This is a genomic window from Alcaligenes faecalis (assembly GCF_005311025.1).
Classification (GTDB): Bacteria; Pseudomonadota; Gammaproteobacteria; order Burkholderiales; family Burkholderiaceae_B; genus Alcaligenes; species Alcaligenes phenolicus.
The window spans coordinates 3,939,582-3,962,052 of sequence record NZ_CP031747.1; the positions used below are offsets into that span (position 1 = coordinate 3,939,582).

Annotated in this window: 20 protein-coding genes; 6 read left to right on the top strand and 14 right to left on the bottom strand. The window is 56.4% G+C overall.

Annotated elements, in window-relative coordinates:
- Nucleotides 1–998 precede the first annotated feature (998 nt).
- From D0C27_RS19335 to D0C27_RS18065, 4 genes are all read left to right on the top strand, one after another.
- On the top strand, nt 999–2,348 hold the full coding sequence (locus D0C27_RS19335; protein ID WP_235332513.1) for a THUMP domain-containing class I SAM-dependent RNA methyltransferase: 1,350 nt from the start codon (nt 999–1,001) through the stop codon (nt 2,346–2,348).
- A gap of 214 nt (nt 2,349–2,562) precedes the next feature.
- Nucleotides 2,563–3,081, top strand: a complete 519-nt coding sequence (locus D0C27_RS18055) for an RDD family protein (protein ID WP_026483072.1) — start codon at nt 2,563–2,565, stop codon at nt 3,079–3,081.
- A 43-nt stretch (nt 3,082–3,124) separates the two neighbouring features.
- Nucleotides 3,125–4,036, top strand: coding sequence for an Hsp33 family molecular chaperone HslO (gene hslO / locus D0C27_RS18060; RefSeq protein ID WP_009456504.1), 912 nt, complete (start codon nt 3,125–3,127; stop codon nt 4,034–4,036).
- Nucleotides 4,037–4,115: 79 nt separating this feature from the next.
- On the top strand, nt 4,116–4,943 hold the full coding sequence (locus D0C27_RS18065) for a hypothetical protein (protein ID WP_240688276.1): 828 nt from the start codon (nt 4,116–4,118) through the stop codon (nt 4,941–4,943).
- Between the two features lie 203 nt (nt 4,944–5,146).
- On the opposite strand, the gene ftsB is transcribed toward D0C27_RS18065, so the two are convergent.
- The 4 genes from ftsB to D0C27_RS18085 all read right to left on the bottom strand — a co-directional run bounded on the left by ftsB (nt 5,147) and on the right by D0C27_RS18085 (nt 9,162).
- A complete protein-coding gene (gene ftsB / locus D0C27_RS18070; RefSeq protein ID WP_026483075.1) occupies nt 5,147–5,452 on the bottom strand; it encodes a cell division protein FtsB in 306 nt (101 codons plus the stop codon).
- A gap of 45 nt (nt 5,453–5,497) precedes the next feature.
- On the bottom strand, nt 5,498–6,784 hold the full coding sequence (eno, locus tag D0C27_RS18075; protein ID WP_009456510.1) for a phosphopyruvate hydratase: 1,287 nt from the start codon (nt 6,782–6,784) through the stop codon (nt 5,498–5,500).
- A 354-nt stretch (nt 6,785–7,138) separates the two neighbouring features.
- Nucleotides 7,139–7,585: a MarR family winged helix-turn-helix transcriptional regulator gene (locus D0C27_RS18080; protein ID WP_052159446.1), complete on the bottom strand. Its 447-nt coding sequence runs from the start codon at nt 7,583–7,585 to the stop codon at nt 7,139–7,141.
- A gap of 2 nt (nt 7,586–7,587) precedes the next feature.
- Nucleotides 7,588–9,162, bottom strand: coding sequence for an MFS transporter (locus D0C27_RS18085; protein WP_137431420.1), 1,575 nt, complete (start codon nt 9,160–9,162; stop codon nt 7,588–7,590).
- Nucleotides 9,163–9,319: 157 nt separating this feature from the next.
- Here D0C27_RS18085 and D0C27_RS18090 point away from each other — a divergent pair, with 157 nt between their 5' ends.
- Nucleotides 9,320–10,045, top strand: coding sequence for an SDR family NAD(P)-dependent oxidoreductase (locus D0C27_RS18090; protein WP_035272535.1), 726 nt, complete (start codon nt 9,320–9,322; stop codon nt 10,043–10,045).
- A gap of 124 nt (nt 10,046–10,169) precedes the next feature.
- On the opposite strand, the gene D0C27_RS18095 is transcribed toward D0C27_RS18090, so the two are convergent.
- From D0C27_RS18095 to D0C27_RS18130, 8 genes are all read right to left on the bottom strand, one after another.
- Entirely contained in the window at nt 10,170–10,454 is a 285-nt protein-coding gene (locus D0C27_RS18095) for a DUF1330 domain-containing protein (RefSeq protein ID WP_009456520.1), read from the bottom strand.
- Nucleotides 10,455–10,472: 18 nt separating this feature from the next.
- The gene (gene kdsA / locus D0C27_RS18100) at nt 10,473–11,324 is read right to left on the bottom strand and encodes a 3-deoxy-8-phosphooctulonate synthase (RefSeq protein WP_009456521.1); all 852 of its coding nucleotides are present in this window, start codon (nt 11,322–11,324) and stop codon (nt 10,473–10,475) included.
- Between the two features lie 76 nt (nt 11,325–11,400).
- Entirely contained in the window at nt 11,401–11,781 is a 381-nt protein-coding gene (locus D0C27_RS18105; protein WP_060186499.1) for a VOC family protein, read from the bottom strand.
- A gap of 88 nt (nt 11,782–11,869) precedes the next feature.
- Nucleotides 11,870–13,516 (bottom strand): CTP synthase, encoded by a 1,647-nt coding sequence (locus D0C27_RS18110; protein WP_009456525.1) that lies wholly within the window; start codon nt 13,514–13,516, stop codon nt 11,870–11,872.
- Between the two features lie 148 nt (nt 13,517–13,664).
- Entirely contained in the window at nt 13,665–15,443 is a 1,779-nt protein-coding gene (locus D0C27_RS18115) for an aminopeptidase P family protein (protein WP_060186498.1), read from the bottom strand.
- 93 nt (nt 15,444–15,536) lie between these two features.
- Nucleotides 15,537–16,190 (bottom strand): CoA transferase subunit B, encoded by a 654-nt coding sequence (locus tag D0C27_RS18120; protein ID WP_009456529.1) that lies wholly within the window; start codon nt 16,188–16,190, stop codon nt 15,537–15,539.
- 19 nt (nt 16,191–16,209) lie between these two features.
- Nucleotides 16,210–16,908: a CoA transferase subunit A gene (locus D0C27_RS18125; RefSeq protein WP_009456533.1), complete on the bottom strand. Its 699-nt coding sequence runs from the start codon at nt 16,906–16,908 to the stop codon at nt 16,210–16,212.
- Between the two features lie 122 nt (nt 16,909–17,030).
- The gene (locus D0C27_RS18130) at nt 17,031–17,453 is read right to left on the bottom strand and encodes an acyl-CoA thioesterase (RefSeq protein ID WP_009456536.1); all 423 of its coding nucleotides are present in this window, start codon (nt 17,451–17,453) and stop codon (nt 17,031–17,033) included.
- Nucleotides 17,454–17,635: 182 nt separating this feature from the next.
- Between D0C27_RS18130 and D0C27_RS18135 the strand changes: the two genes are divergently transcribed.
- Nucleotides 17,636–19,282, top strand: coding sequence for an electron transfer flavoprotein-ubiquinone oxidoreductase (locus D0C27_RS18135; protein WP_035272529.1), 1,647 nt, complete (start codon nt 17,636–17,638; stop codon nt 19,280–19,282).
- Nucleotides 19,283–19,367: 85 nt separating this feature from the next.
- Here the strand turns inward: D0C27_RS18135 and D0C27_RS18140 are convergent, their stop codons facing one another.
- On the bottom strand, nt 19,368–20,255 hold the full coding sequence (locus D0C27_RS18140; RefSeq protein WP_031232600.1) for a DMT family transporter: 888 nt from the start codon (nt 20,253–20,255) through the stop codon (nt 19,368–19,370).
- A gap of 164 nt (nt 20,256–20,419) precedes the next feature.
- Nucleotides 20,420–22,405, bottom strand: coding sequence for an acetate--CoA ligase (gene acs, locus D0C27_RS18145; protein ID WP_026483085.1), 1,986 nt, complete (start codon nt 22,403–22,405; stop codon nt 20,420–20,422).
- Nucleotides 22,406–22,471 lie beyond the last annotated feature (66 nt).

The window sequence follows — 22,471 nt, forward strand, 5'->3', positions numbered from 1 at the left end:
TCTTGGCTCGCTGTTATAACGAAAAGCCCGACATTAAAACAATGTCGGGCTTTTTTTGTTTCTAGGGCTGCTGGATTACGAGTAATAGAGTGGCGGCAGTAAGCCTCTTTTTGTTTTATTGAGGGCCGGAGCAGGTCGGCGGGCGAGTCAGGTTATTCGCCGCGGGCAGAGGCCGGATGCGGGGTGCAAGGGTCGTGCTGTTTGAGGAGCACGCTTGCGGTTTGTCCGGGGGACAAACCGCGCTCCGAGTTTTCAACCGTGACCGCGACAGCCGTCCGCAATCGGGTGAACGTCGTGAATTCTCCGGTGAGCGCCGCGAACGTCCAGCATTCAACCGTGACCGCGACAGCCGTCCACAATCGGGCGAACGTCGTGAGTTCTCCGGCGAGCGCCGCGAACGTCCTGCATTCAACCGTGACCGTGACAGCCGTCCCCAATCGGGCGAACGTCGTGAATTCTCCGGCGAGCGTCGTGAACGCCCCGCATTCAACCGTGATCGTGACAGCCGCCCTCAATCGGGCGAACGTCGCGAATTCTCCGGTGAGCGTCGTGAGCGTCCCGCATTCAACCGTGACCGAGACAGCCGTCCGCAATCGGGCGAACGTCGCGAATTCTCCGGCGAGCGCCGCGAACGTCCTGCATTCAACCGTGACCGTGACAGCCGTCCGCAATCGGGCGAACGTCGTGAATTCTCCGGTGAGCGTCGTGAACGTCCTGCATTCAACCGTGACCGAGACAGCCGTCCGCAATCGGGCGAACGTCGTGAATTCTCCGGCGAACGCCGTGAGCGTCCCGCATTCAACCGTGACCGTGACAGCCGTCCGCAATCGGGCGAACGTCGTGAGTTCTCCGGTGAGCGTCGTGAACGCCCTGCATTCAATCGTGACCGCGACAGCCGCCCTCAAACGGGCGAGCGCCGCAATTTCTCGGGTGAACGCCGCGAGCGTCCAGCCTTCAAGGGCGACAAGGAATCTTCGGAGCGTACCCCTGCCGGCAAAATGCCCAGCAAGCTGTTTAGCCCGGCCGGTGACTCCGATGCCTTTCCTCAATATGTCTCGCCTATTCAGCGTGTAGACAGCCCCCAGGCCCCCAAGCCCGGTCAGCGCCTGCCCGATAGCAATATCGAGCAAAACGAGCGCGTCCAGGTCAAGGCTCTGCAAGGGGAACGCTACCGTCTGTTTGCTCCCTGCCCACAAGGGCTGGAAGAAGCGCTGTCGCTGGAACTGCAAGCACTAGGCTACGAGAACGTTCAAACCGGCCGTGCGGGCTGCCATTTTGATGCGGACTGGATCGGTGTCATGCGTGCCAACCTGTCCTCGCGACTGGCGACACGCATTTTGCTGGAAGTCTCGCACGCTCCTGTCACCAACGAAGAGGACATTCTGGCCCTGGCTCGGGTGACTCCCTGGGAACGCTGGTTTGGCCCCGAGCAGACACTGCGTGTCGACACCTCGGCCGTACGCAGCCCCATGCAAAGCTTGCAGTACTGCAATCTGCGCGCCAAAGACGGGATTTGTGACCGCCTGCGTGATCTGGAAGGCGCACGTCCTTCCATCGATACCGTACGCCCGGATGCCAAGGTGCATTTGTTCCTGGACGAGACCAGTGCCACCTTCTACCTGGATACCAGTGGCGAGTCCCTGTTCAAGCGTGGCTGGCGTCACGACAAGGGCGATGCGCCTTTGCGTGAAAACCTGGCAGCGGGCCTGCTGGCCCTGTCTGGCTGGGACCCCAGCAAGCCTTTGATCGACCCCTTCTGCGGTAGTGGCACAATTCTGATCGAAGCCGCCTGGATGGCTTTGGGAGCGCCTCCCGGCATCTGGCGCCCCTTCCACTTCGAGCGTCTGCGCTGCCACGACCAGCGCTTGTGGCGTGACATCAAGGACGAAGCGCGCTCCATGATCGCTCCTCGTCTGGATACTCCATTGATTGGCTACGACATCAACCCCACCGTTCTGGATGCAGCCCGTTCCAACCTGGAACGCTCGCACCTGACGCTGGAGACGATTCGCTTCGAGCAAGGCGATGCCCTGAAGATTCGTCCAGAAACGGAAGCCGGCTGGATTGTCACCAATCCTCCTTACGGCGAGCGCCTGGAACATCAGGACGAGGACTTCTGGCCAAACTGGGCCAGCAACCTCAAGCAAAACTTCGCCAACTGGAGCGTGAACATGATCAGCAGCGACCTGGAGCTGCCACGTCATATGCGCCTCAAGCCCAAGCGTCGTTACCCGCTGTACAACGGTGCTCTGGATTGCCGTCTGTTCTGCTTTGACATGGTTCCGGCCAGTTATCGCAATAACGAGACAGCCTCGGACGCCAGCGAAGACTCAGCCAGCGCCGAATAAGCGTCAAGCCGTCTTGTACAAGGCAACAAGGGCCAAGTCCATGAAAATGGCTTGGCCCTTGTTTATTGAGACAAGCCCCCCATATCTTGATTACTTTTCTACCCTTCTGGGGCCCGCCCGACTCCATGCCTTCTGTTCCAGCCCCGAGCCGGCAGCATTCCGTTAGGCAGCGATATACGCGATAATGGCAGTCTTCCCTGCCTCAAGACGCACCATGACACCCACTTTCACTACTCCTGGCCGCTGGCGACGCTTTGCCTGCATGATGTATGAATCCATCCTGCTATTTGGCGTTATTTTCACCACCGGCTATCTGTTTGACACCTTGACCCAAAGCCGTAGCGGCCTGGATCTGCGTCATGTGCGTCAGGTCGTTCTATTTATTGCGCTGGGGATTTATTTCGTGCTTTGCTGGCGCAAAGTGGGCCAGACCCTGCCCATGAAAACCTGGCATATGCGACTGGTAGACGAGCAAGGTCAGATTCCTGCCCTGCGTACCCTGCTGCTGCGTTATATTCTGCTATGGCCCCTACCCTTGCTGGGAGCTTTGCTGGTTCAGCTTCTATCTGGCTACACAGGCTATGCGTCCACGGACCTGCTTATCGTGTTTACGCCTTTTCTGAACTTCATCTGGACCTGGTTCGACAAAGACCAGCAGTTCCTGCACGACCGTCTTAGCAAGACTCGCCTGATCGATGCGCGCCCTACCCGTGTTACTTCGGCAGCCACCTGAGCAGGCAGGCTGCCTCTTCATTTTTTAGTAGTACAGCAAAGTCATGACTGACATTTTAAAAAAATACTTGTTCGCCGACCAAAGCACACGAGCCCAGATTGTTCATCTTGAGCAAGCCTGGCAAATGGGTCTGGAACACCAGCACTATCCTGCCTGCATCCGCGACTTGCTGGGCGAGCTGGTAGCCGCTTCGGTACTGCTGGCGGGCAACCTCAAGTTTGACGGCTCCCTGATTTTGCAAATCCAGGGCGACGGCCCGATCGCCTTGCTGGTGGTGGAATGCACATCGGACATGGACATACGCGCAACGGTGTCGCTGCGTGAGAACCATCCCGTGCCCCAAACCGGCACCTTGCAAACCCTGCTGAACCCGCAAGGCCAAGGCCGCTTCACCGTAGTACTGGCCCCGCGTCAAAGCAGCAAGGATTTCCGCCCCTACCAAGGCGTGGTGCCTCTGGAAGGCGAGACCGTTGCCGAGGTTCTGCAAACCTATATGCGCACCTCCGAGCAACTGGATACCCACCTGTGGCTGGCCGCCGACGAAAACCGTTGTGCAGGACTGTTGCTGCAACGTATCCCGCCCCAAGGCGGCCACAGCCTGGCGCAAAACCTGGACACCTGGGAACGCGCCCTGGCGCTGGGCTCCACCGTCCAGACACAAGAATTGCTGCAACTCGATAGCGACACCTTGATTCATCGCCTGTTCTGGGAAGAAGACCTGCAAGTCTTTGAACCTCAGTCCGTGCGCTGGCATTGCCCCTGTTCCCGTCAACGCGTCAGCAATATGCTGCGCATGCTGGGTCGGGCAGAAATCGAGCAAATGCTGGCAGAACAAGACACCATCAATGTGTCCTGCAACTTCTGCGGCAAGCCCTACCAGTACGATGCAATTGACTGCGCGTCCCTGTTTGTCGACAAGGGCGATACCCAGCCTGGTGACGATACCCTGCACTAAGCAGAAACCGCTACGAAGGACTACACCCGCACAAGTCCTTCTACCAAGCTAAAAGACACTCAGCCATGATGGCAACATCATGGCTGATTCTTTTTCCTCACCCCATCCTCAATCTGGTTTGGCTGGCGCTCACATCATGGGAGCCCTGCTTGCAATCATCCTGCTGAGCTGGCTGGTGCTGGACGTGCTGACGCTGTACTCCTTGCGCGTACGCCTGCAGCACGGCCTGTTACAGGCGGCTCGCCAGGCCAGTGTGCAGCATGCCCGGCCTGAAACCATTGCCCTGGCATTCAGCCAAACACTGGCTGCTGCCAAAGTGCCACTGCACGATCAGTGGCAGATCCAGATCCTATCACCCTCACCACAGGCTTTTATGCTGCATGGCAGGCCTTCCCGGCTTCATGAGGGGCGTACAAGCATTACCCAGGGCTGGCAGGCGCAACAAGCGGATCAAGCCAGCCACGGCGGCCCCAGCATCTACCAGGCCAACACATTGCACTTGTACCTGCTCTATGCCCATAAGCCGGGCCCTCTTTCCTTGCTTCGCCTGCTACCCAAGCTTGCTGCCAGCATGCCTGGCCCTTCAGGTTCGGCAGCGGTCTGGCTCCGCCTGGAAATCAGACACCCCATGCAGTCTGATGCCGTGCAGTGGGATGACTTGGCTGACGGTCGGGTCGTCTATGCCCAGCAGACTGAAAACGAGCTTGCCTTGCCAGTTTCCCAAACAGGCTGGTCCACAGACCTGGAGCCAGCAGAACCGCCATCAACGGACGGGGATGGCCGTCTGCCATCATGGGATAGCCCTGCTCAAGGATCAGGTGGTGCTTCCCCTTCTCCAGGGCCCGCCGCCCCCACACCAGACTCAGGAGGAGCTGACTACTCACCTCCAAACCCTGCTTGCTACTAATCGCCGAGCCAGCCAGAGCGGGCGGCGGGCGGCGGCAGCATAGGACGCGATAAACGCATTCCTGACTCAAGCGGGAAACAGACTTACAGTCGCCGCAATCAGCAGTTGTGGCCGTAGTCGAGACAGCAATAAGGGAAAAAAGAAGAATTATCAGAAAGGAACTGGCTGATCAGCCGTTCCAGCAGCACCTTGCGCGCTACTTCTTAACGTGGGCTGCTTGTCGTGGCAGCCGAACCACCGGGAGGCACGATTTGCACAAAGATCTCGCCTTCACGCATCATGCCAAACTCGCTACGGGCGCGCTCTTCAACTGCGTGGGTACCCGAGCGTAAATCCTGAACCTCGGCCAGCAAGGCGTTGTTACGCGCCGTCAGGGCTTCGTTGGTTTCTTTTTGCGCAACCAGCTTGGTCTGCATTTGCCGTACATCCAGCCAACCGCCTTTGCCCCACCATAAAGCGTAATGGGTTACCAGGGTCAGGCACAGCAGAAGCAGGACGATAAGGCGCATGGCGATATAAGAACCGGGTCTTCCGACCCGGTTCATCAAACAGAATTAGCGCAGATTATAGAACGCTTCGCGACCAGGGAAGGTAGCAACTTCTGCCAATTCTTCTTCAATACGCAACAACTGGTTGTACTTGGACATGCGATCGGAACGGGACAGGGAGCCTGTTTTGATCTGCATGGCGTTCGTTGCCACAGCGATGTCCGCAATCGTGGAGTCTTCGGTTTCACCCGAGCGGTGCGAAATCACGGCGGTGTAACCAGCGCGCTTGGCCATTTCGATGGCAGCAAAGGTTTCGGTCAGGGTGCCGATCTGGTTGATCTTGATCAGGATGGAGTTACCGATACCCAGTTCAATGCCCTTCTTCAGGATCTTGGTGTTGGTTACAAACAAATCGTCACCAACCAACTGGATCTTGTCGCCCAGTTGCTGGCTCAGAATGCGCCAGCCGTCCCAATCGTCTTCAGCCATGCCGTCTTCGATGGAGATGATGGGGTACTTGTCGCACCAGTTGGCCAACAGATTGGCAAAGTCTTGCGAGCTCAGGGACACGCCGCCTTCGCCAGCCAGGTGGTATTTGCCGTCGCGGTAGAACTCGGAAGCGGCGCAGTCCAGGGCCAGAGCGATCTGGGTGCCAGGCTCGTAGCCAGCTTGTTCGATAGCGCGCAGGATCAGTTCGATAGCGGCTTCATGATTGGCCACGTTAGGAGCAAACCCCCCCTCGTCGCCCACAGCGGTGGACATGCCCTGATCGTGGATCAGGCCTTTCAGCGTGTGGAACACTTCTGCACCCATGCGCAGCGATTCGCGGAAGCTCTTCGCGCCCACGGGCATGATCATGAATTCTTGCAGATCCAAGGTGTTGTTGGCGTGTGCGCCACCGTTGATGACGTTCATCATCGGCACGGGCATGGCCATGGCACCACTGCCACCAAAGTAGCGGTACAGGGACAGACCCGAATCATCAGCAGCGGCACGGGCCACAGCCATACTGGCAGCCAGCATGGCGTTAGCGCCCAGGCGGCTCTTGTCTTCGGTGCCGTCCAGCTCGATCAGGGTACGATCGATAAAGGTTTGTTCTTGAGCATCCAAGCCCATCAAGGCTTCGGAGATTTCTGTGTTCAGGTTCTCGACAGCGCGCAAAACACCTTTGCCCAGGTAACGGCTCTTGTCACCATCACGCAGCTCCAACGCTTCGCGAGCGCCAGTGGATGCACCAGATGGAACGGAGGCACGCCCCATAGCGCCCGATTCGAGCAATACATCACACTCCACCGTTGGATTACCACGGGAGTCCAGAATCTCGCGGCCAATAATATCTACGATTGCACTCATGATTTTGACAGTCCTGCCTGAAGTAGCATTAAGCTAGATAAGTTAAACAATCCTGCTGCCGGGCATATCGCCGTAAGCCGATGTGAAAATCAGCTTGAAAAGGCGCCTAGCCTGGAAGTTGAAAAGATCAGCAAGCGCGACAGCTATAGTGCAATCAGCGCCCCCTGCCCTCCTGCTAAAACAGGATTGTACCTGCCCATGACACAGCCGTGCCATGTCTGGTCCCGAAAGCTGGAAAAAAGCCTGGATTCAAGACCCTGCCTTCATCCTGATCGAAACCGGCACGTGTTTATTATCACCAGAAATTCCGAGACTAGGCGGCGTCTCTGTAAATACAAAAAGTACCGATACGTCTCAAAGTAAATCTTTGTCGGCCGCTTTCAACAAGGCGCTTTCCCAGTTGCCCAGCAAGGTGATCAACTGATTCAGATCCTGATCAGAGAAGTCTTGCAGCATGGCTTCCACCAGACGACGACGCCGGGGCAAGGTGGCTTCCACCAGCTCGCGGCCAGCGGGGCTTAGACGCACATTGGTCAGCCGGTTGTCCTGCTCATCCGTGAAACGCTCGACCAGCCCCAGGGACTCGATGCTTTTAAGCTGCCGTGTCACCGCAGCCGGATCAATGCGCAGCAGACGCACCAACTGCTTTTGAGACAGACTACCCTCTTCCTGGTACAAGGAAATCAGGATACGCCAGCGTGGCAAGGGCATCCCCAACTGCTGATCAAATGCCGCCATCAGGCTGCGATACGTGCGCCCCAGCTGCTGAGCCGCTTGAAGTTGCGGAAATTCATTCATCATGTTCAAGACTGTTCTTGACGATTAAAACGTATCGGTGGCACTTTGCGTACCCAATAAAAACACCAGACTATCAGCAGCAAGGTCACGGCCATCCCCATATTGACGGCATGTGCCAGGGCGTCTCGGGCCAAGCCCAGATACACCTGCCCTTCCTGCCCGGCCTGCTCCAGAAACTGCGTCTGCTGACTCACACTCATCAGAACTTGCGGATCTTGCAGGGAGTTGACCAGGCTTGTGGGCAAAGCCGCCAATTGCGTGCGGATGGCCTCCCCATACTGATAATTGATCAGGGTTCCGACCACAGCAGTACCCAACATGCCACCCACCATGCGCATGGACTGTAGCATGGCCGTGGCAATGCCCAGCATGGAGCGTTCCACAATTTCCTGCGCAAATACCGTCAGATTGGGCATGATGCAACCGACCCCGGTGCCAGCAATAGTGGCATAGATCACAAAATGCCAGTGCGGGTCGGTCTTCTTGATGAACACCATACCCAGGCAGGCGATCGTCAACAGCACCAGACCCAGATACAGCATCAAGGTAGGACGACGCAGGCGTGTAATCGTACGGCCATTAATGATACTGCCCACCGTAATGAACACGACCAAGGGTGTGATCAACAAACCGGCGGTTTGTGGTCGCAGCCCATACCCCCCTTGCAACAACAAGGGCGCATAGAACAAGAGACCAAACAGAATAAAGCCCAAGCCCGCAGACAGAACCAGCAAAGAGAATTGGGCTGGGCTACTGAACAAGACCAGGGGCAGCAAAGGTTCTGCCACCCGTCGCTCCCAGGTCACCAGCAGAACAAAAGCGGCCACACTGCACAGGCCAAGCAAAACCATCAAATAGCTGCCCCCATATTGCGGCAGCAACTCTACCAGCAACTGGATACAGGCCAAACCGACCATCAACAAGAAAGCACCCAAGTAATCCATGCGGACCTGGGTTTGACGAAAATGACGGATCTGCGGCAAATAGCGATAGACAAAATACAGGCTTAACAAACCCACGGGCAGATTCACATAAAACACGGAGCGCCAGCCATAGTGCTCGGTCAGAATTCCGCCCAGAAAGGGCCCTATCCCGTTCGCAATCCCAAAGGAAGCGCTCAGCATGACTTGCCAGCGCAAACGCACACGGGGGTCAGGAAACAGATCAGGCACACAGGCAAATGCGGTCTCCACCAGCATGCCCCCCGCAATCCCTTGCAAGGCACGTGCCAGTACCAGCTGCAACATGCTTTGCGCCATGCCGCAGAGCACGGAAGCCAGGGTAAACAAAACGATGGACACCAGCACAAAGCGGCGGCGTCCATAAAAATCTCCCAGACGGCCAAAGATAGGCACGGTAATCACTGAAGTCAGCAAATACGCCGTTGCCACCCAGGCATACAGTTCAAAACCATGCAGCTCGGAGACAATGGTGGGCAAGGCTGTCCCAACCACGGTCTGATCAATTGCCACCAACATCACCACAAAGCACAGCCCCATCATCGCCAGTATGGACTCTGTGACTGACAAGACCCGCCCCGGCGTCTTTTGTGCTGTTTCCGATACGTTTACCATTTCCATTGACCATGCAATTATTGCCTAGTCAACAATTTTACGAGAGTGATAAAAACCTGACAAGCGCTGCCTGAATCAACCCTTATCCCGGCATCCCGGTACACAATAGCGACCATCCGGAAAGCACCGCTTTCCAAGCACATCCTCCCCACAGGAAAACAGTATGAATATCATGATTGTCGGTGCCAGCATGGGGCTGGGACGCGCCTTGATGGACGGCCTGGCCCAAGACGGCAACACGCTTTATGGCGTGGCTCGCCGGACACCTGCACCATCGGCCAGCCCGCTCAGTCCCGATCCCGGCATCAATCAACACTGGATCAGTGCCGACTTGTCCCAGCCTGACGCCGCCAGCCAATTAGCAGCCGCCTGCCCGCAATCACTGGACGTGCTGATTTATAACCTTGGGATTTGGGAAGACACTGCCTTCAGTGAGGACTACGATTTCCTGTCGCAAAACGATCAGGCCATCCGTCGTCTGGTCGATGTGAATCTGACTGGAGCCTTATTGGCCATACGTCATCTGCTGCCTCATTTACTGCGCAGCAAACAGCCCCGCCTGATTCTGACTGGTTCCACCTCGGGTCTGCGTCAAAGCGGTCGCCCAGAAGTTGCCTTCGGAGCGACAAAATTTGCCTTGAATGGTTTGGCAGATAGTCTGCGTGAAGGCTATAGAGATCAAGGCCTGGCCGTCACTTGCCTGCAACTGGGCTACCTGAATACGGAAGACGGCCTGGATGTGCCACTGCACGCCGCCGCAGAGCGTGACCAGGGCGAGACGATTCCAGTGCATGACGTGCTCACGATTGTGCGTAGCCTGCTGCAACTATCTCCCGCCAGCTTCATACGTGAGCTGACCCTACCAGCCCTGCGTGATCCGCGTTTCTAAACAGCCACACAACTCTTCCTGCCATCGTGCTCAAGAAGGTCGGGCTGTGTCCCTGCAAGCATCAAAAAAGGGAGTGTTTTCACACTCCCTTTTTCCTGCCTGACTACATGGCGTAGTCCGCTTCTTACAGACCCTGCACCACGTACATCGTCATGTTGGCAGCACCCTCACGTGCTTGACGAGCACGGCGGTATTCCTCGGAATCGTGGAACGCCTGGGCCTGTTCCAGTGTGTCGAACTCCATAACCACGGTACGCAAAGGCGCATTGCCTTCCAGAGTGACCGTTTCACCGCCACGTACCAACACTTTCACGTTGTGGGTTTTCATGGCAATGCTGGAAAACTCCTGGTACTGCTTGTACTGCTCGGGGTTGGTTACTTCGACATTAGCAATCAAAAATGCGGACATAGTGTCTCCAAACTACTTTTAATAGCCGTGCTGTAAGGCACCGCTGTTTTTAACAATCGAATCGATCTGCTGCAATGTCCGCAGCAAGTCTGCCATCTGCGACAGAGGGACAGCATTCGGGCCATCAGACAAGGCCTTGTCCGGGTTAGGGTGAGTTTCCATGAACACGCCCGACACACCCGCTGCGACAGCAGCACGCGCCAGGACGGGCACAAACTCACGCTGACCACCCGATGTCGTGCCCTGCCCGCCCGGCAACTGCACCGAGTGCGTGGCATCAAACACGACCGGGCAATCCGTGGCGCGCATGATCGCCAGGGACCGCATATCAGACACCAGGTTGTTGTAGCCAAATGAAGCACCACGCTCACAGACCATGATGGTGGAGCCATCTCCGCCCATTTCCATCGCTGCCGCACGTGCTTTTGCCACCACCTGCACCATATCCTGAGGAGCCAGGAACTGGCCCTTCTTGATATTCACAGGTTTCAGGGTAGCAGCGCAGGCCTGAATAAAGTCGGTCTGACGGCACAGGAAAGCCGGGGTTTGCAGCACATCCACGACGGCCGCCACATCATCGACCTGGTCCTTGTCGTGCACATCGGTCAGGACCGGCACTTTGTAGTGCGAGCGCACATCCGCCAGAATCTGCAGACCTTCGGCCATGCCGGGGCCACGATAAGACTTGTCCGAACTCCGGTTGGCCTTGTCAAACGAGCTTTTGTAGATAAAGGGGATACCCAGAGCCGAGGTAATCTCGGCAAGCTGGCCCGCTGTATCAAACGCCATTTGACGCGATTCAATCACACAAGGGCCAGCGATCAGAAAAAAGGGCCGATCCAGGCCAACGTCGTAACCGCATAAATCCATAATAGACCTCGTTTCAGTATTTCTGCATTCTCCCACATTCCTGACGGCGCTGCTGCACCGCAGTGCAGCAAGCCTGTCAGCCCAATCGTTCGGAGATTTCGATCAGGTTCAAGTCCGGGTCGCGCACATAGACTGAGCGAATCGGGCCGGTAGCTCCTGTACGCTGCACCGGCCCTTCAATAATGGGCCAAGCTTGTGACTGCAGATGCACGATCACCTGCTCCAGCGGAATGCTGGCAATAAAGCACAGGTCCAGCGCCCCCGGCACCGGCAAATGCGCCTTGGGCTCGAACTCCTGCCCACGCACATGCAAATTGATCTTTTGCGAGCCAAAGCTGAAGGCAATGCGTCCTTGCCCAAAGACTTCCTGCTTCATGCCCAACACTTGTGTATAGAAATGGGTCGTGGCTTGCGGGTCGGTACAGGTCAGCACCAAATGATCCAGCTGTTCGATCATGATTACTCCCAGGAAAGCGGGCAACACACTCTGTCGCCCCGAATGAAAAAGCCCGCGTAGCGCGGGCCTTTTCAGTCATACCAAATTATCAGGCTGATTTTTTCTGGTGGTCCAGAGCAGCTTTGATATAGCTGGTAAACAGCGGATGGCCATCACGCGGAGTGGAAGTGAATTCCGGATGGAATTGCACGCCCATGAACCAGGGATGATCAGGCAGTTCCATGATTTCTGGCAGGTTCTCGGTAGGAGTACGAGCGGAAATCACCATGCCCACTTCTTCCAGACGTGGCACATATAAGGTATTCACTTCGAAACGGTGGCGGTGACGTTCATTTACTTCCGGACCGTAAATGGCTTCAGCACGCGAACCTGGCTTCACTGGGCAACGCTGTGCGCCCTTGCGCATGGTGCCGCCCAAATCGGAGGAACCATCACGGTGCTCAATCTTGCCTTCGCGGTCTGCCCATTCGGTAATCAAGGCCACAACCGGATGCACGGCCGATGGATCGAATTCAGTCGAGTTCGCGCCCACCAGATTGCCCACATTACGAGCAAATTCAACCACCGCCAATTGCATGCCCAGGCAGATACCCAGGAATGGCACGCCGTTTTCACGAGCGTATTGAATGGCGCGAATCTTGCCTTCGGTACCGCGTTTGCCAAAGCCGCCTGGCACCAGAATGGCGTCCAGACCTTTCAGGCAATCGGTGCCTTCGTTCTCGATGACTTCGGAATCCAGGTACTCGATATTGATACGGGTACGGGTGTGAATACCGGCGTGAACCAGTGCTTCGCTGAGCGACTTGTAGGATTCGGTCAGGTCTACGTACTTGCCGACCATACCGATACGCACTTCGTGCTCCGGATTTTCCAGGGCCTGTACCAGACGATCCCACATGGACAGATCAGCCGGTGGAGGCGACAGCGCCAATGCATCGCACACCAGGCTGTCCAGGCCTTGCTTGTGCAGCATGGCTGGAATCTTGTAGATGGAATCCGCATCCCACACCGAAATCACGGCGTCCATGGGCACGTTGGAGAACAGCGAAATCTTGGCCAGTTCGTCGTCAGGAATGACGCGATCCGCACGGCACAGCAAAGCGTGTGGGTGAATACCGATTTCACGCAGCTTTTGCACCGAGTGCTGGGTAGGTTTGGTTTTCAGCTCGCCTGCCGATGCAATGAAAGGCACCAGCGTCAGGTGAACAAAAGCGGTGTTGTTGCGGCCCAGACGCAGATTCATCTGGCGGGCAGCTTCCAGGAAAGGTTGGGATTCGATATCACCCACTGTGCCGCCGATCTCGACGATGGCAACATCGGCCTCACCATTGTAGGCAGCCTTGGCGCCACGAATGATGAAATCCTGGATTTCGTTGGTGATGTGCGGGATAACCTGCACGGTCTTGCCCAGATAGTCCCCGCGACGCTCTTTGCGCAGCACGGATTCGTAAATCTGGCCCGTGGTGAAGTTGTTGACCTTGCGCATGCGAGCGGAAATAAAGCGCTCGTAGTGGCCCAGGTCCAGGTCGGTTTCCGCACCATCCTCAGTAACAAACACTTCACCGTGCTGGAAGGGGCTCATGGTGCCCGGATCTACGTTGATGTAGGGATCCAGCTTGAGCATAGTCACGCGCAAACCGCGGGACTCCAGGATGGCAGCCAGGGATGCAGCCGCAATACCTTTGCCCAGGGAGGACACAACGCCTCCCGTTACGAATACATATTTGGTGGTCATTATAAAAGGCGCCTGAGGTCAAATCAGGCGATAGCGGGAAATTTGGATTATAACGGCAAGCGCCCATGCTTGGCGACCCGACTAGTGGCATTTCACAGCGGAAATACCACTAGCCCTTGCAGCTATTGACAAGAGCAGAGGGTGGCGATCAGATCGCCTGCGTCCTTTGCTCAAGCCACTTGCGTGCATCCCCCTGAACACGAGACAAGAGACGTTCACGCACTTGCTGATGATATTCATTGAGCCAGTTACGCTCGGCAGCCGTCAGTAGTGCGGCATCTATACAACGCGTATCAATGGGGCACAGGGTCAGGGTTTCAAAACGCAGGAACTGCCCGTACTCGCTGCGCAGGGCCGGAACCGCCGCCACCAGATTCTCGATGCGAATGCCCCATTGGCCGGGACGATACAAGCCAGGCTCGTTGGAGGTAATCATGCCGGCACGCATGGCGGAATGAGGCCCGATACGACCGCGCCAGGAAATGGACTGCGGGCCTTCATGCACATTCATGAAGTAACCCACGCCATGGCCAGTGCCATGACCGAAGTCCAGGCCCTGCTCCCACAAAGGCTGACGGGCCAGTACATCAATTTGCTGACCGGCAATGCCTTCCGGGAACACCAGCATGGACAAGGACACCATGCCTTTGAGCACCAACGTGAAGTCACGAATCTGCTCGGCAGATACCTGACCTACCGGCACGACACGGGTAATGTCGGTCGTCCCGCCCTGATACTGCCCACCCGAGTCGATCAGCAACAAGCCATTGCCCTCAATACGGGCATGGGACTGCTGGGTAGCCTGATAGTGCGGCATGGCACCATTGGCATTATAGGCGGCAATCGTGCCAAAGCTGGGGCTGACAAAACCTTCCTGACGAGCACGGGCGGCGCAGATATGTTCATCCACATCCAGCTCATTGACATCGCTTTGCTGTTCAAACCAGGCAAAGAACTCGCACAAGGCAGCGCCGTCTTTTTCCATGGTTTCACGCACATGATCCAGCTCGGCATCGGTCTTGCAGGACTTGAGCAATTGAGCCGGGTTGATGTATTCGACCACATTCAAATGCGCAGCCAGTTGGGCGGCCCAGGCCGTGGTCCGAGCCATATCCAGCAAGATGGGCATGGATGCCGGCAAGGCGCGCATGAAGGAGGACAGTTCGGTATAGCCTTGAACTTGCACGCCATCCGCAGCCAACGCCTCCTGTATGCCTGCTGACAGCTTGTTGCTATCCACAAACAGAAACGCCTGATCCGGGCCTATCAGCAGGTACGACAGGAACACCGGGTTATAGGACACATCGCTGCCGCGTAAATTCAAGGTCCAGGCAATATCATCGAGCGCACTCAGCAAATGCCAATGTGCCCCCTGCTCCTGCATGGCCGCCCGCGTGCTGCTCAAGTTTTCCTGACGAGTGCGGCAGGCAAACGGGGGTAAATGCTCCACCACCTGACCAACAGGTGCAGCAGGTCGCTCCGTCCAGATCGGGCTGAGCAAGTCGGCCTCCAGCACCCACTCCAGCTCCGGCGTAGCCTTTTGCCAGGCCAGCAGACTTTGTGCCGACACCGACTGGCTATCCAGCGCGACTCGCGACTGGGCAGGTAAATGTTCCGCCAGCCAGTTGGCAGGCTCGGGCACACCCGCCTCCCCTGCGCGCTGCAATTGAATGCCGCTGCCTTCCAGTTCCTTGGCCGCCTGTTCCCAATAACGGCTATCGGTCCACAGACCGGCCCAATCCGCTGTCACCACCAGCAAGCCCGCCGACCCGACAAATCCGCTTAGCCACTGACGGCTTTTCCAGCGATCAGGCAGGTATTCAGACAGATGGGGGTCAGATGTAGGCCAGATACTTGCCTGCACGGACTGAAATTGCATTTGTTCGCGCAGCGCCTGCAAGCGTGCGGCAACGGGGGGATGGGCCATGCCAACTTCCTTTACATAAACAGCGTTCACGCACCGATCAAGCATAAAAAAAGCTCCGACTCGCGCCGAAGCTTTTTTAGCCAGAGAGACCGATCAGGCCAAAGCACTGACGTCCAGCGGGACGCCTGTCTTGGACTGAATGTACTCAAGGCTGACTTCTGGTGCCAACTCAAGCAACTTTAAACCATTTTCCGTCACTTCCATCACCCCCAGATCGGTAATGATGAGGTCAACTACCCCCACGCCAGTCAGGGGCAAGGTGCAAGAAGGCAGAATTTTCAGGTCTTCTGTGCCGTCTTTCTTGGTGGCCACGTGTTCCATCAGAACCACGACACGGCCAACGCCTGCGACCAGGTCCATGGCACCCCCCATACCCTTGATCATCTTGCCGGGGATCATCCAGTTGGCCAGATCACCCTTTTCCGACACCTGCATGGCACCCAGAATCGCGATATTGATCTTGCCGCCGCGAATCATGGCAAACGAGTCTGCCGAGGAAAAGATGGACGAACCGGGCAAGGTGGTGATGGTTTGCTTGCCTGCGTTGATCAGGTCAGCATCAATCTTGTCTTCGGTCGGAAAGGGGCCGATACCCAGCAAACCGTTTTCCGACTGCAGCCAGACCTCAATGCCTTCGGGCACGTGGTTGGCAACCAGCGTAGGCAAACCGATACCCAGGTTGACGTAAAAGCCGTCCTGAAGCTCCAGAGCGGCGCGTGCCGCCATTTGATCTCTATTCCAAGCCATTATTATCTTGCCTCGCTAATCAGGAAGAACGAACGGTACGCTGTTCAATGCGCTTTTCGGGCTGGGCATTGAGCACGATACGGTGCACGTAAATGCCGGGCAAATGCACATCATCCGGGTCCAGGCTGCCGGTCTCGACAATTTCCTCGACCTCGACAATGGTGATTTTTCCAGCCATGGCCACGTTCGGGTTGAAGTTGCGCGCGGTCTTGCGAAACACCAGGTTGCCGCTGCGGTCGGCCTTGTAGGCTTTGACCAGCGATACATCGGGCACCAGGGCCTCTTCCATCACGTATTGCTGACCATTGAACTCGCGGATTTCCTTACCGTCAGCCACGATAGTACCCACACCCGTTGCGGTAAAGAACGCAGGGATGCCTGCGCCACCGGCACGCAACTTTTCAGCCAGTGTGCCCTGAGGAGTGAACTCCAGTTCCAGCTCGCCCGCCAGATACTGGCGCTCGAACTCCTTGTTTTCGCCCACATAGGAGGAAATCATCTTGCGGATCTGGCGTGTTTCCAGCAACTGACCCAGACCAAAGCCATCCACCCCGGCATTATTGCTAATGCAGGTCAGGTTTTTGACTCCGCTATCGCGCAGCGCAGCAATCAGCGCTTCGGGAATTCCGCACAGGCCGAATCCACCTACAGCGACTGTCTGTCCGTCGGCAACGACCCCCTGCAACGCCTCCTTGGCGCTTGGATAGACTTTATTCAATTGACTCTCCAATAACTCTTTAATTGGCCTAAACAGCAAACTTTGTCCAATAATGCCGCTATGCACCATACAGTGCTATCAGGCATTCTACGACTTGACTATGCTTTCCGTATACGTAAAGCTTAACCCTGAAAAACCGAGTGTATCTGTTTACGCTCATCTTCGGTCCAAGGTTGTGAGCCGCCTTGGGGGTTAATGGACACGAGCACACAGCGGCCACGTGCATAAATGACATCAGCTTGATTTGCGTCACATACAAAGACTTCCAACTCAATGCTGCTGCCACCGACTTTCAGCAATTTGTGCACAATCCGCACAGTGGCCGGATACAGGACCGAACGCAGGAAATCCAGGCTGGCGTGCGCCAGCACCCCGGTACGTGGAGAAGGTGGCACCATGCCCAGCTTCATCATTAACTGGACACGGGCTTCCTCGATGTAGCGAAAGTAGACCGTATTGTTAACATGATTCATGGCATCCAGATCGCCCCAGCGCACGGCAATATCAAAAGTGGCTCCTGCACCAGAATCTACTACTTGTGTCATTACATGCTCTCCTTACTGATATTTACTGATGAAGCCGGAAGCCAAGGGGCACTGCCTCTGGCCTCTGAACTCAAAACGGGATTGCTCAGACTACAATACAATCGACCGTACGCACAGTACACGAATTTCACCCGCCAACAATCAAGAACAAAGCGCTAAGCCGTAATAGGAGATCAGCAGCAATGTCTGAACGTGAATCGATGGAATATGACGTTATTATCGTCGGCGCTGGCCCTGCAGGCCTGGCCACCGCGATACGTCTTAAACAGCTCGCCCAAGAAAAAGAACAAGAAATCAGCGTCTGTGTCCTGGAAAAAGGCGCTGAAGTGGGTGCCCATATCCTGTCAGGCGCTGTCATGGACACGCGCGCCCTGGACGAGCTGCTGCCAGACTGGAAAGCGCAAGGCGCTCCTATTTCGGTAGAAGTGACTGAAGACAAATTCCTTTTCCTGACCGAAAAAGGCGCACGCAGCACCCCGATGTGGTTGCTGCCTGACTGTTTTAAAAACCATGGCAATTACATTGTTCGCCTGGGCAATGTCGTGCAATGGATGGGTGAACAGGCCGAGGCCCTGGGCGTGGATATTTTCCCCGGCTTTGCCGCTGCCCACATTCTGTATGACGACAACGGCGCGGTCCGTGGCGTCCTGACGGGCGATATGGGTGTGGCCCGTGACGGCACGCACACCGCCCACTATCAACCCGGCATGGAACTGCTGGCGTCCTACACCATTTTTGCCGAAGGTTCGCGTGGCCACCTGGGCCGTGAGCTGACCGAGCGTTTCAAGCTGGACGAGTCCCGCAATGCCCAAAGCTACGGCATTGGCATTAAAGAATTGTGGGAAGTAGACCCCTCCCAATCGCAGCCCGGCCTGGTGATCCACACCGCTGGCTGGCCACTGGATTCGGACACCTACGGCGGCTCTTTCCTGTACCACCTGGATAACAATCTGGTCATGGTCGGGATGGTAGTCGGTCTGGATTACGCCAACCCCTGGCTGTCTCCCTTTGAAGAATTTCAGCGCTACAAAACCCACCCTGCCCTGCGCGCCACGTTTGAAGGTGGCAAGCGCATTGCTTACGGGGCTCGCTCCCTGACCGCCGGTGGTTTGCTGGCATTACCCAAGCTCAGCTTCCCCGGTGGTGCTTTGGTCGGTTGTGATGCCGGTTTCCTGAATGCTTCACGCATCAAGGGTAGCCACGCTGCGATCAAATCCGGCTCCCTGGCCGCTGAAGCCGCTTTTGAAGCCTTGCAAGCCGGACGCAAGCAAGACGAGCTGTCACAATTTGCCGAAAAGTTCAAACAGTCCTGGCTGCATGAGGAGCTGAACAAGGCCCGCAACTTCAAGCAATGGTTCAAGAAAGGCCGCTCGATTGCATCCGTCATGACCTTTGTGGAGCAAGGCCTGTTCAAAGGAAAAATGCCTTGGACACTGCGCAACAACAAGCCTGACCACGCCTGTTTGCAGCCTGCAGCCGAATGCGCGCGTATCGACTACCCCAAGCCAGATGGCAAGATCACCTTCGATCGTCTCAGCTCCGTGTTTATTTCAAACACCAACCACGAAGAAGACGAACCTGTCCACCTGACGCTGAAAGATCCGTCCGTTCCTGTGGCGGTGAACCTGGCTCGCTACGGTGGCCCCGAAGCCCGTTTCTGTCCGGCTGGCGTATACGAGTTCATCAAGACTGAAACCGGCGACGACAAGCTGCAGATCAATGCACAGAACTGCGTGCACTGCAAAACCTGTGACATCAAGGACCCCACCCAGAATATCGTCTGGGTTCCCCCGCAAGGCGGCGAAGGTCCGGTGTACAACGGCATGTAAAAACAAATCTGGCCTTGGTGTCACCGCCAAGGCCAGAAGTATTAATGTCGAAAAAGCCCCCCCTCAGGGTGGCTTTTTTTTTGCTCTATGACTTGCGAGATCGGCTGGGCCAGTTCACTACGAACAGCCCCAATAGAATCAGGCCTGTCCCCATTAACTCCAGTTGAGTTGGCCATTCGTCCAACAACAGCCAGGCCAGCAAAACAGTCAGTGCAGGCACGCCCAGACTGGACATCCCCGCCAAGGTCGCGCTGACACGACTGACTACCGCCATCCACAGCAGCCAACCTACCCCAGTTGCAATCACGCCCAGGTACAGAACGCCACTGAACATCTGCCATTCCATCACGATAGGACGCTGGGAAATCAGAAAGCTCAAGGGCAGAACAATCACAATCCCCAGAAGACACTGCCAGACTGTGGCATTGAGCAGCTCCACTCGATGACGCTCAAATAGCTGTTTGGAGAAAACCGCCCCCAAGGCCCAGCTCACGCCACTCAATGTCGCCAGAACCGAACCAAGTATGCCGCCCATTCCTTCCCAGGGCGCAATCAGAAGCATCAAGCCCAAAATCGCGGGCACCATACCCATTACGTGACGTTTCTGAGGTCGTTGCCCCAACATGGGCCAGGACAACAGCAGAATCCAGATTGGCATGGTGTAGGCCAGGGCCACCATCTTGCCTGCCCCACCGGCTTGCAAGGAAAACTGGCTAAGCAGTTGAAAGCCGGTAGTCTGGAAAATGGCAACACCCAGGCTCAGCTTCCATGGCGTAGGCCGTAAATGCCCGCCTTTAAGACGCAGCACCAGCCATAAAAAAACAAATGCCACCGCATAGCGTGCTGCAATCAGATCCACTGGCCCGATGTAGACAGTCATCGCCTTCATCACGACCCAGCTCATGCCCCAGGTCAGTACCACCAAGCCCATCAGCGCCAAAGCGCCCCTGTCTGCCTGCTGTTCCCCGCTCAAACCTTTCCCCTTTTCTTTGAATTCATGGACCGATGTTTTGGCCACGGACTCAATGCTAGGCTAATTCCACACTGCGCAGGTTTTCAGTAACAAAATAATCAGGAGAAATAAAAAAACCCTGGCTCTGCAAAGAAACCAGGGTCAAACAGGAACTACCAAAAAAATTAGTGTGCTTCGGACAACTGATCCAGAATGGCCGGATTCTCCAGCGTGGATACGTCTTGGGTGATCGGCTCGTTATTGGCAACAAAGCGCAGCAAACGACGCATGATCTTGCCCGAACGTGTCTTGGGCAGGTTTTCACCAAAGCGGATCTCACGAGGCTTGGCGATAGGACCGATTTCCTTGCCTACCCAATTGCGCAGCTCAGTGGCAACCTTGTCGGCCTCTTCGCCGGAAGGCAGATCGCCATTCAGCACCACAAAGGCCACAATGGCTTCACCTGTCGTTGGGTCAGGCTTGCCCACAACAGCGGCTTCAGCGACCAGCGGGTGTGCCACCAGAGCAGACTCCACTTCCATCGTGCCCAAGCGGTGACCCGAAACGTTCAGCACGTCGTCGATACGGCCCATGACCCAGAAGTAACCGTCAGTATCACGCTGTGCGCCGTCACCGGCCAGGTAATAGCCTTTCAGCTCGGGTGGGAAGTAGCTTTTCACGAAACGGTCTGGATCGCCCCAGATGGTGCGGATCATATTGGGCCAAGGCTTGCGAATGACCAGGAAACCGCCATTGCCGCGTTCCGCTTCTTCACCCACCTCGTCCACAATGGCAACGTCCATGCCGGGGAACGGCAGGCCGCAGGAACCGGGTTTCAGGGGAGTGGCGCCAGGCAAGGGAGTAATGACGTGACCGCCGGTCTCCGTTTGCCACCAGGTATCCACAATGGGGCAACGCTCGCGGCCCACATTCTTGAAATACCACATCCAGGCTTCGGGGTTGATGGGTTCACCCACCGAACCGATGATGCGCAGGGTGTCCAGATTGTATTGCTTGGGGTGAATGGCCTCGTCCGCTTCGGCTGCCTTGGTCAAGGAGCGAATAGCGGTAGGTGCGGTGTAGAACACCGTCACGCCGTGGCGTTCAATCATGTTCCAGAAACGGCCGGCATCCGGATAGGTAGGCACGCCTTCAAACACAACCTGCGTCACGCCGGCAGCCAGAGGGCCGTAAGTAATGAAGGTGTGGCCTGTTACCCAACCGATATCGGCGGTACACCAGAACACATCGCTGTCCTTGGCATCGAAGGTCCACTGCACGCTCAGCATGGCACCCAGCAGATAACCTGCCGAGGAGTGCTGCACGCCTTTAGGTTTGCCCGTAGAGCCGGAGGTGTACAGAACAAACAGAGGGTGCTCTGCATTCACGGACACGGCTGGGCACTCGCTACCTTGACCTTTGACAGCATCTTCCCACCAAAGATCGCGACCTTCATGCCAGGCAACGGGACCGCCCGTGCGCTTGTACACAATGACGTGACGCACGGCTTCGCAGTCACCGCCGCTCAGGGCTTCGTCAACTGCATTTTTCAGGGGGATGGCACGGCCACCACGACGCTGTTCGTCAGCGGTAATGACCAGGGAGGCACCCACGTCCACGGCACGTTCGTGCAGGCTCTTGGCCGAGAAACCACCAAACACGACGGAGTGAGTAATACCCAAACGAGCACATGCTTGCATGGCCACAATGGCCTGCACCGACATGGGCATGTAGATCAGGGCACGTTCGCCCGTCTTGTAACCCAGGGCTTTCAAACCATTGGCAAACTGGCAAACCTGTTCATACAGTTCGCGGAAGGTCACTTTGGTGACTTCACCACCGTCGGCTTCAAAGATCAGTGCAGTTTTGTTTTCAGTGGGGGTGCCAAGGTGCTTGTCCAGACAGTTGGCCGAGACGTTCAGCTCGCCATCATGGAACCACTTGTAAAACGGGGGCTTGCTGTCGTCCAGAACCTGGGTAAAAGGCTTGGTCCAGACCAGACGATCGCGGGCCAACTCCGCCCAGAAACCGGGGTTGTCCTGCTCGGCTTTCTGGCAAAGCTCCTGGTAGGCCGCCATGCCAGCAATGCTTGCTTCGCGTTCCAGTTTGGGGAACACGGGAAAGACTCGGCTTTCCGACAGGACGGATTCAATAGACGTTGGACCGCTCATGGTGTTGGCTCCTTTATTTTCCAGATTTGGTGTTTTTTTTGGGCCACGCATGGGCAGCCCAGCTTA

What these genes read in the sequence shown, in the direction of transcription:
- D0C27_RS19335 (WP_235332513.1), top strand. Translation starts at nt 999, where the DNA reads ATGCCCAGCAAGCTGTTTAGCCCGGCCGGTGACTCCGATGCCTTTCCT.
- D0C27_RS18055 (WP_026483072.1), top strand. Translation starts at nt 2,563, where the DNA reads ATGACACCCACTTTCACTACTCCTGGCCGCTGGCGACGCTTTGCCTGC.
- hslO (WP_009456504.1), top strand. Translation starts at nt 3,125, where the DNA reads ATGACTGACATTTTAAAAAAATACTTGTTCGCCGACCAAAGCACACGA.
- D0C27_RS18065 (WP_240688276.1), top strand. Translation starts at nt 4,116, where the DNA reads ATGGCTGATTCTTTTTCCTCACCCCATCCTCAATCTGGTTTGGCTGGC.
- ftsB (WP_026483075.1), bottom strand. Translation starts at nt 5,452, where the DNA reads ATGCGCCTTATCGTCCTGCTTCTGCTGTGCCTGACCCTGGTAACCCAT.
- eno (WP_009456510.1), bottom strand. Translation starts at nt 6,784, where the DNA reads ATGAGTGCAATCGTAGATATTATTGGCCGCGAGATTCTGGACTCCCGT.
- D0C27_RS18080 (WP_052159446.1), bottom strand. Translation starts at nt 7,585, where the DNA reads ATGATGAATGAATTTCCGCAACTTCAAGCGGCTCAGCAGCTGGGGCGC.
- D0C27_RS18085 (WP_137431420.1), bottom strand. Translation starts at nt 9,162, where the DNA reads ATGGAAATGGTAAACGTATCGGAAACAGCACAAAAGACGCCGGGGCGG.
- D0C27_RS18090 (WP_035272535.1), top strand. Translation starts at nt 9,320, where the DNA reads ATGAATATCATGATTGTCGGTGCCAGCATGGGGCTGGGACGCGCCTTG.
- D0C27_RS18095 (WP_009456520.1), bottom strand. Translation starts at nt 10,454, where the DNA reads ATGTCCGCATTTTTGATTGCTAATGTCGAAGTAACCAACCCCGAGCAG.
- kdsA (WP_009456521.1), bottom strand. Translation starts at nt 11,324, where the DNA reads ATGGATTTATGCGGTTACGACGTTGGCCTGGATCGGCCCTTTTTTCTG.
- D0C27_RS18105 (WP_060186499.1), bottom strand. Translation starts at nt 11,781, where the DNA reads ATGATCGAACAGCTGGATCATTTGGTGCTGACCTGTACCGACCCGCAA.
- D0C27_RS18110 (WP_009456525.1), bottom strand. Translation starts at nt 13,516, where the DNA reads ATGACCACCAAATATGTATTCGTAACGGGAGGCGTTGTGTCCTCCCTG.
- D0C27_RS18115 (WP_060186498.1), bottom strand. Translation starts at nt 15,443, where the DNA reads ATGGCCCATCCCCCCGTTGCCGCACGCTTGCAGGCGCTGCGCGAACAA.
- D0C27_RS18120 (WP_009456529.1), bottom strand. Translation starts at nt 16,190, where the DNA reads ATGGCTTGGAATAGAGATCAAATGGCGGCACGCGCCGCTCTGGAGCTT.
- D0C27_RS18130 (WP_009456536.1), bottom strand. Translation starts at nt 17,453, where the DNA reads ATGACACAAGTAGTAGATTCTGGTGCAGGAGCCACTTTTGATATTGCC.
- D0C27_RS18135 (WP_035272529.1), top strand. Translation starts at nt 17,636, where the DNA reads ATGTCTGAACGTGAATCGATGGAATATGACGTTATTATCGTCGGCGCT.
- acs (WP_026483085.1), bottom strand. Translation starts at nt 22,405, where the DNA reads ATGAGCGGTCCAACGTCTATTGAATCCGTCCTGTCGGAAAGCCGAGTC.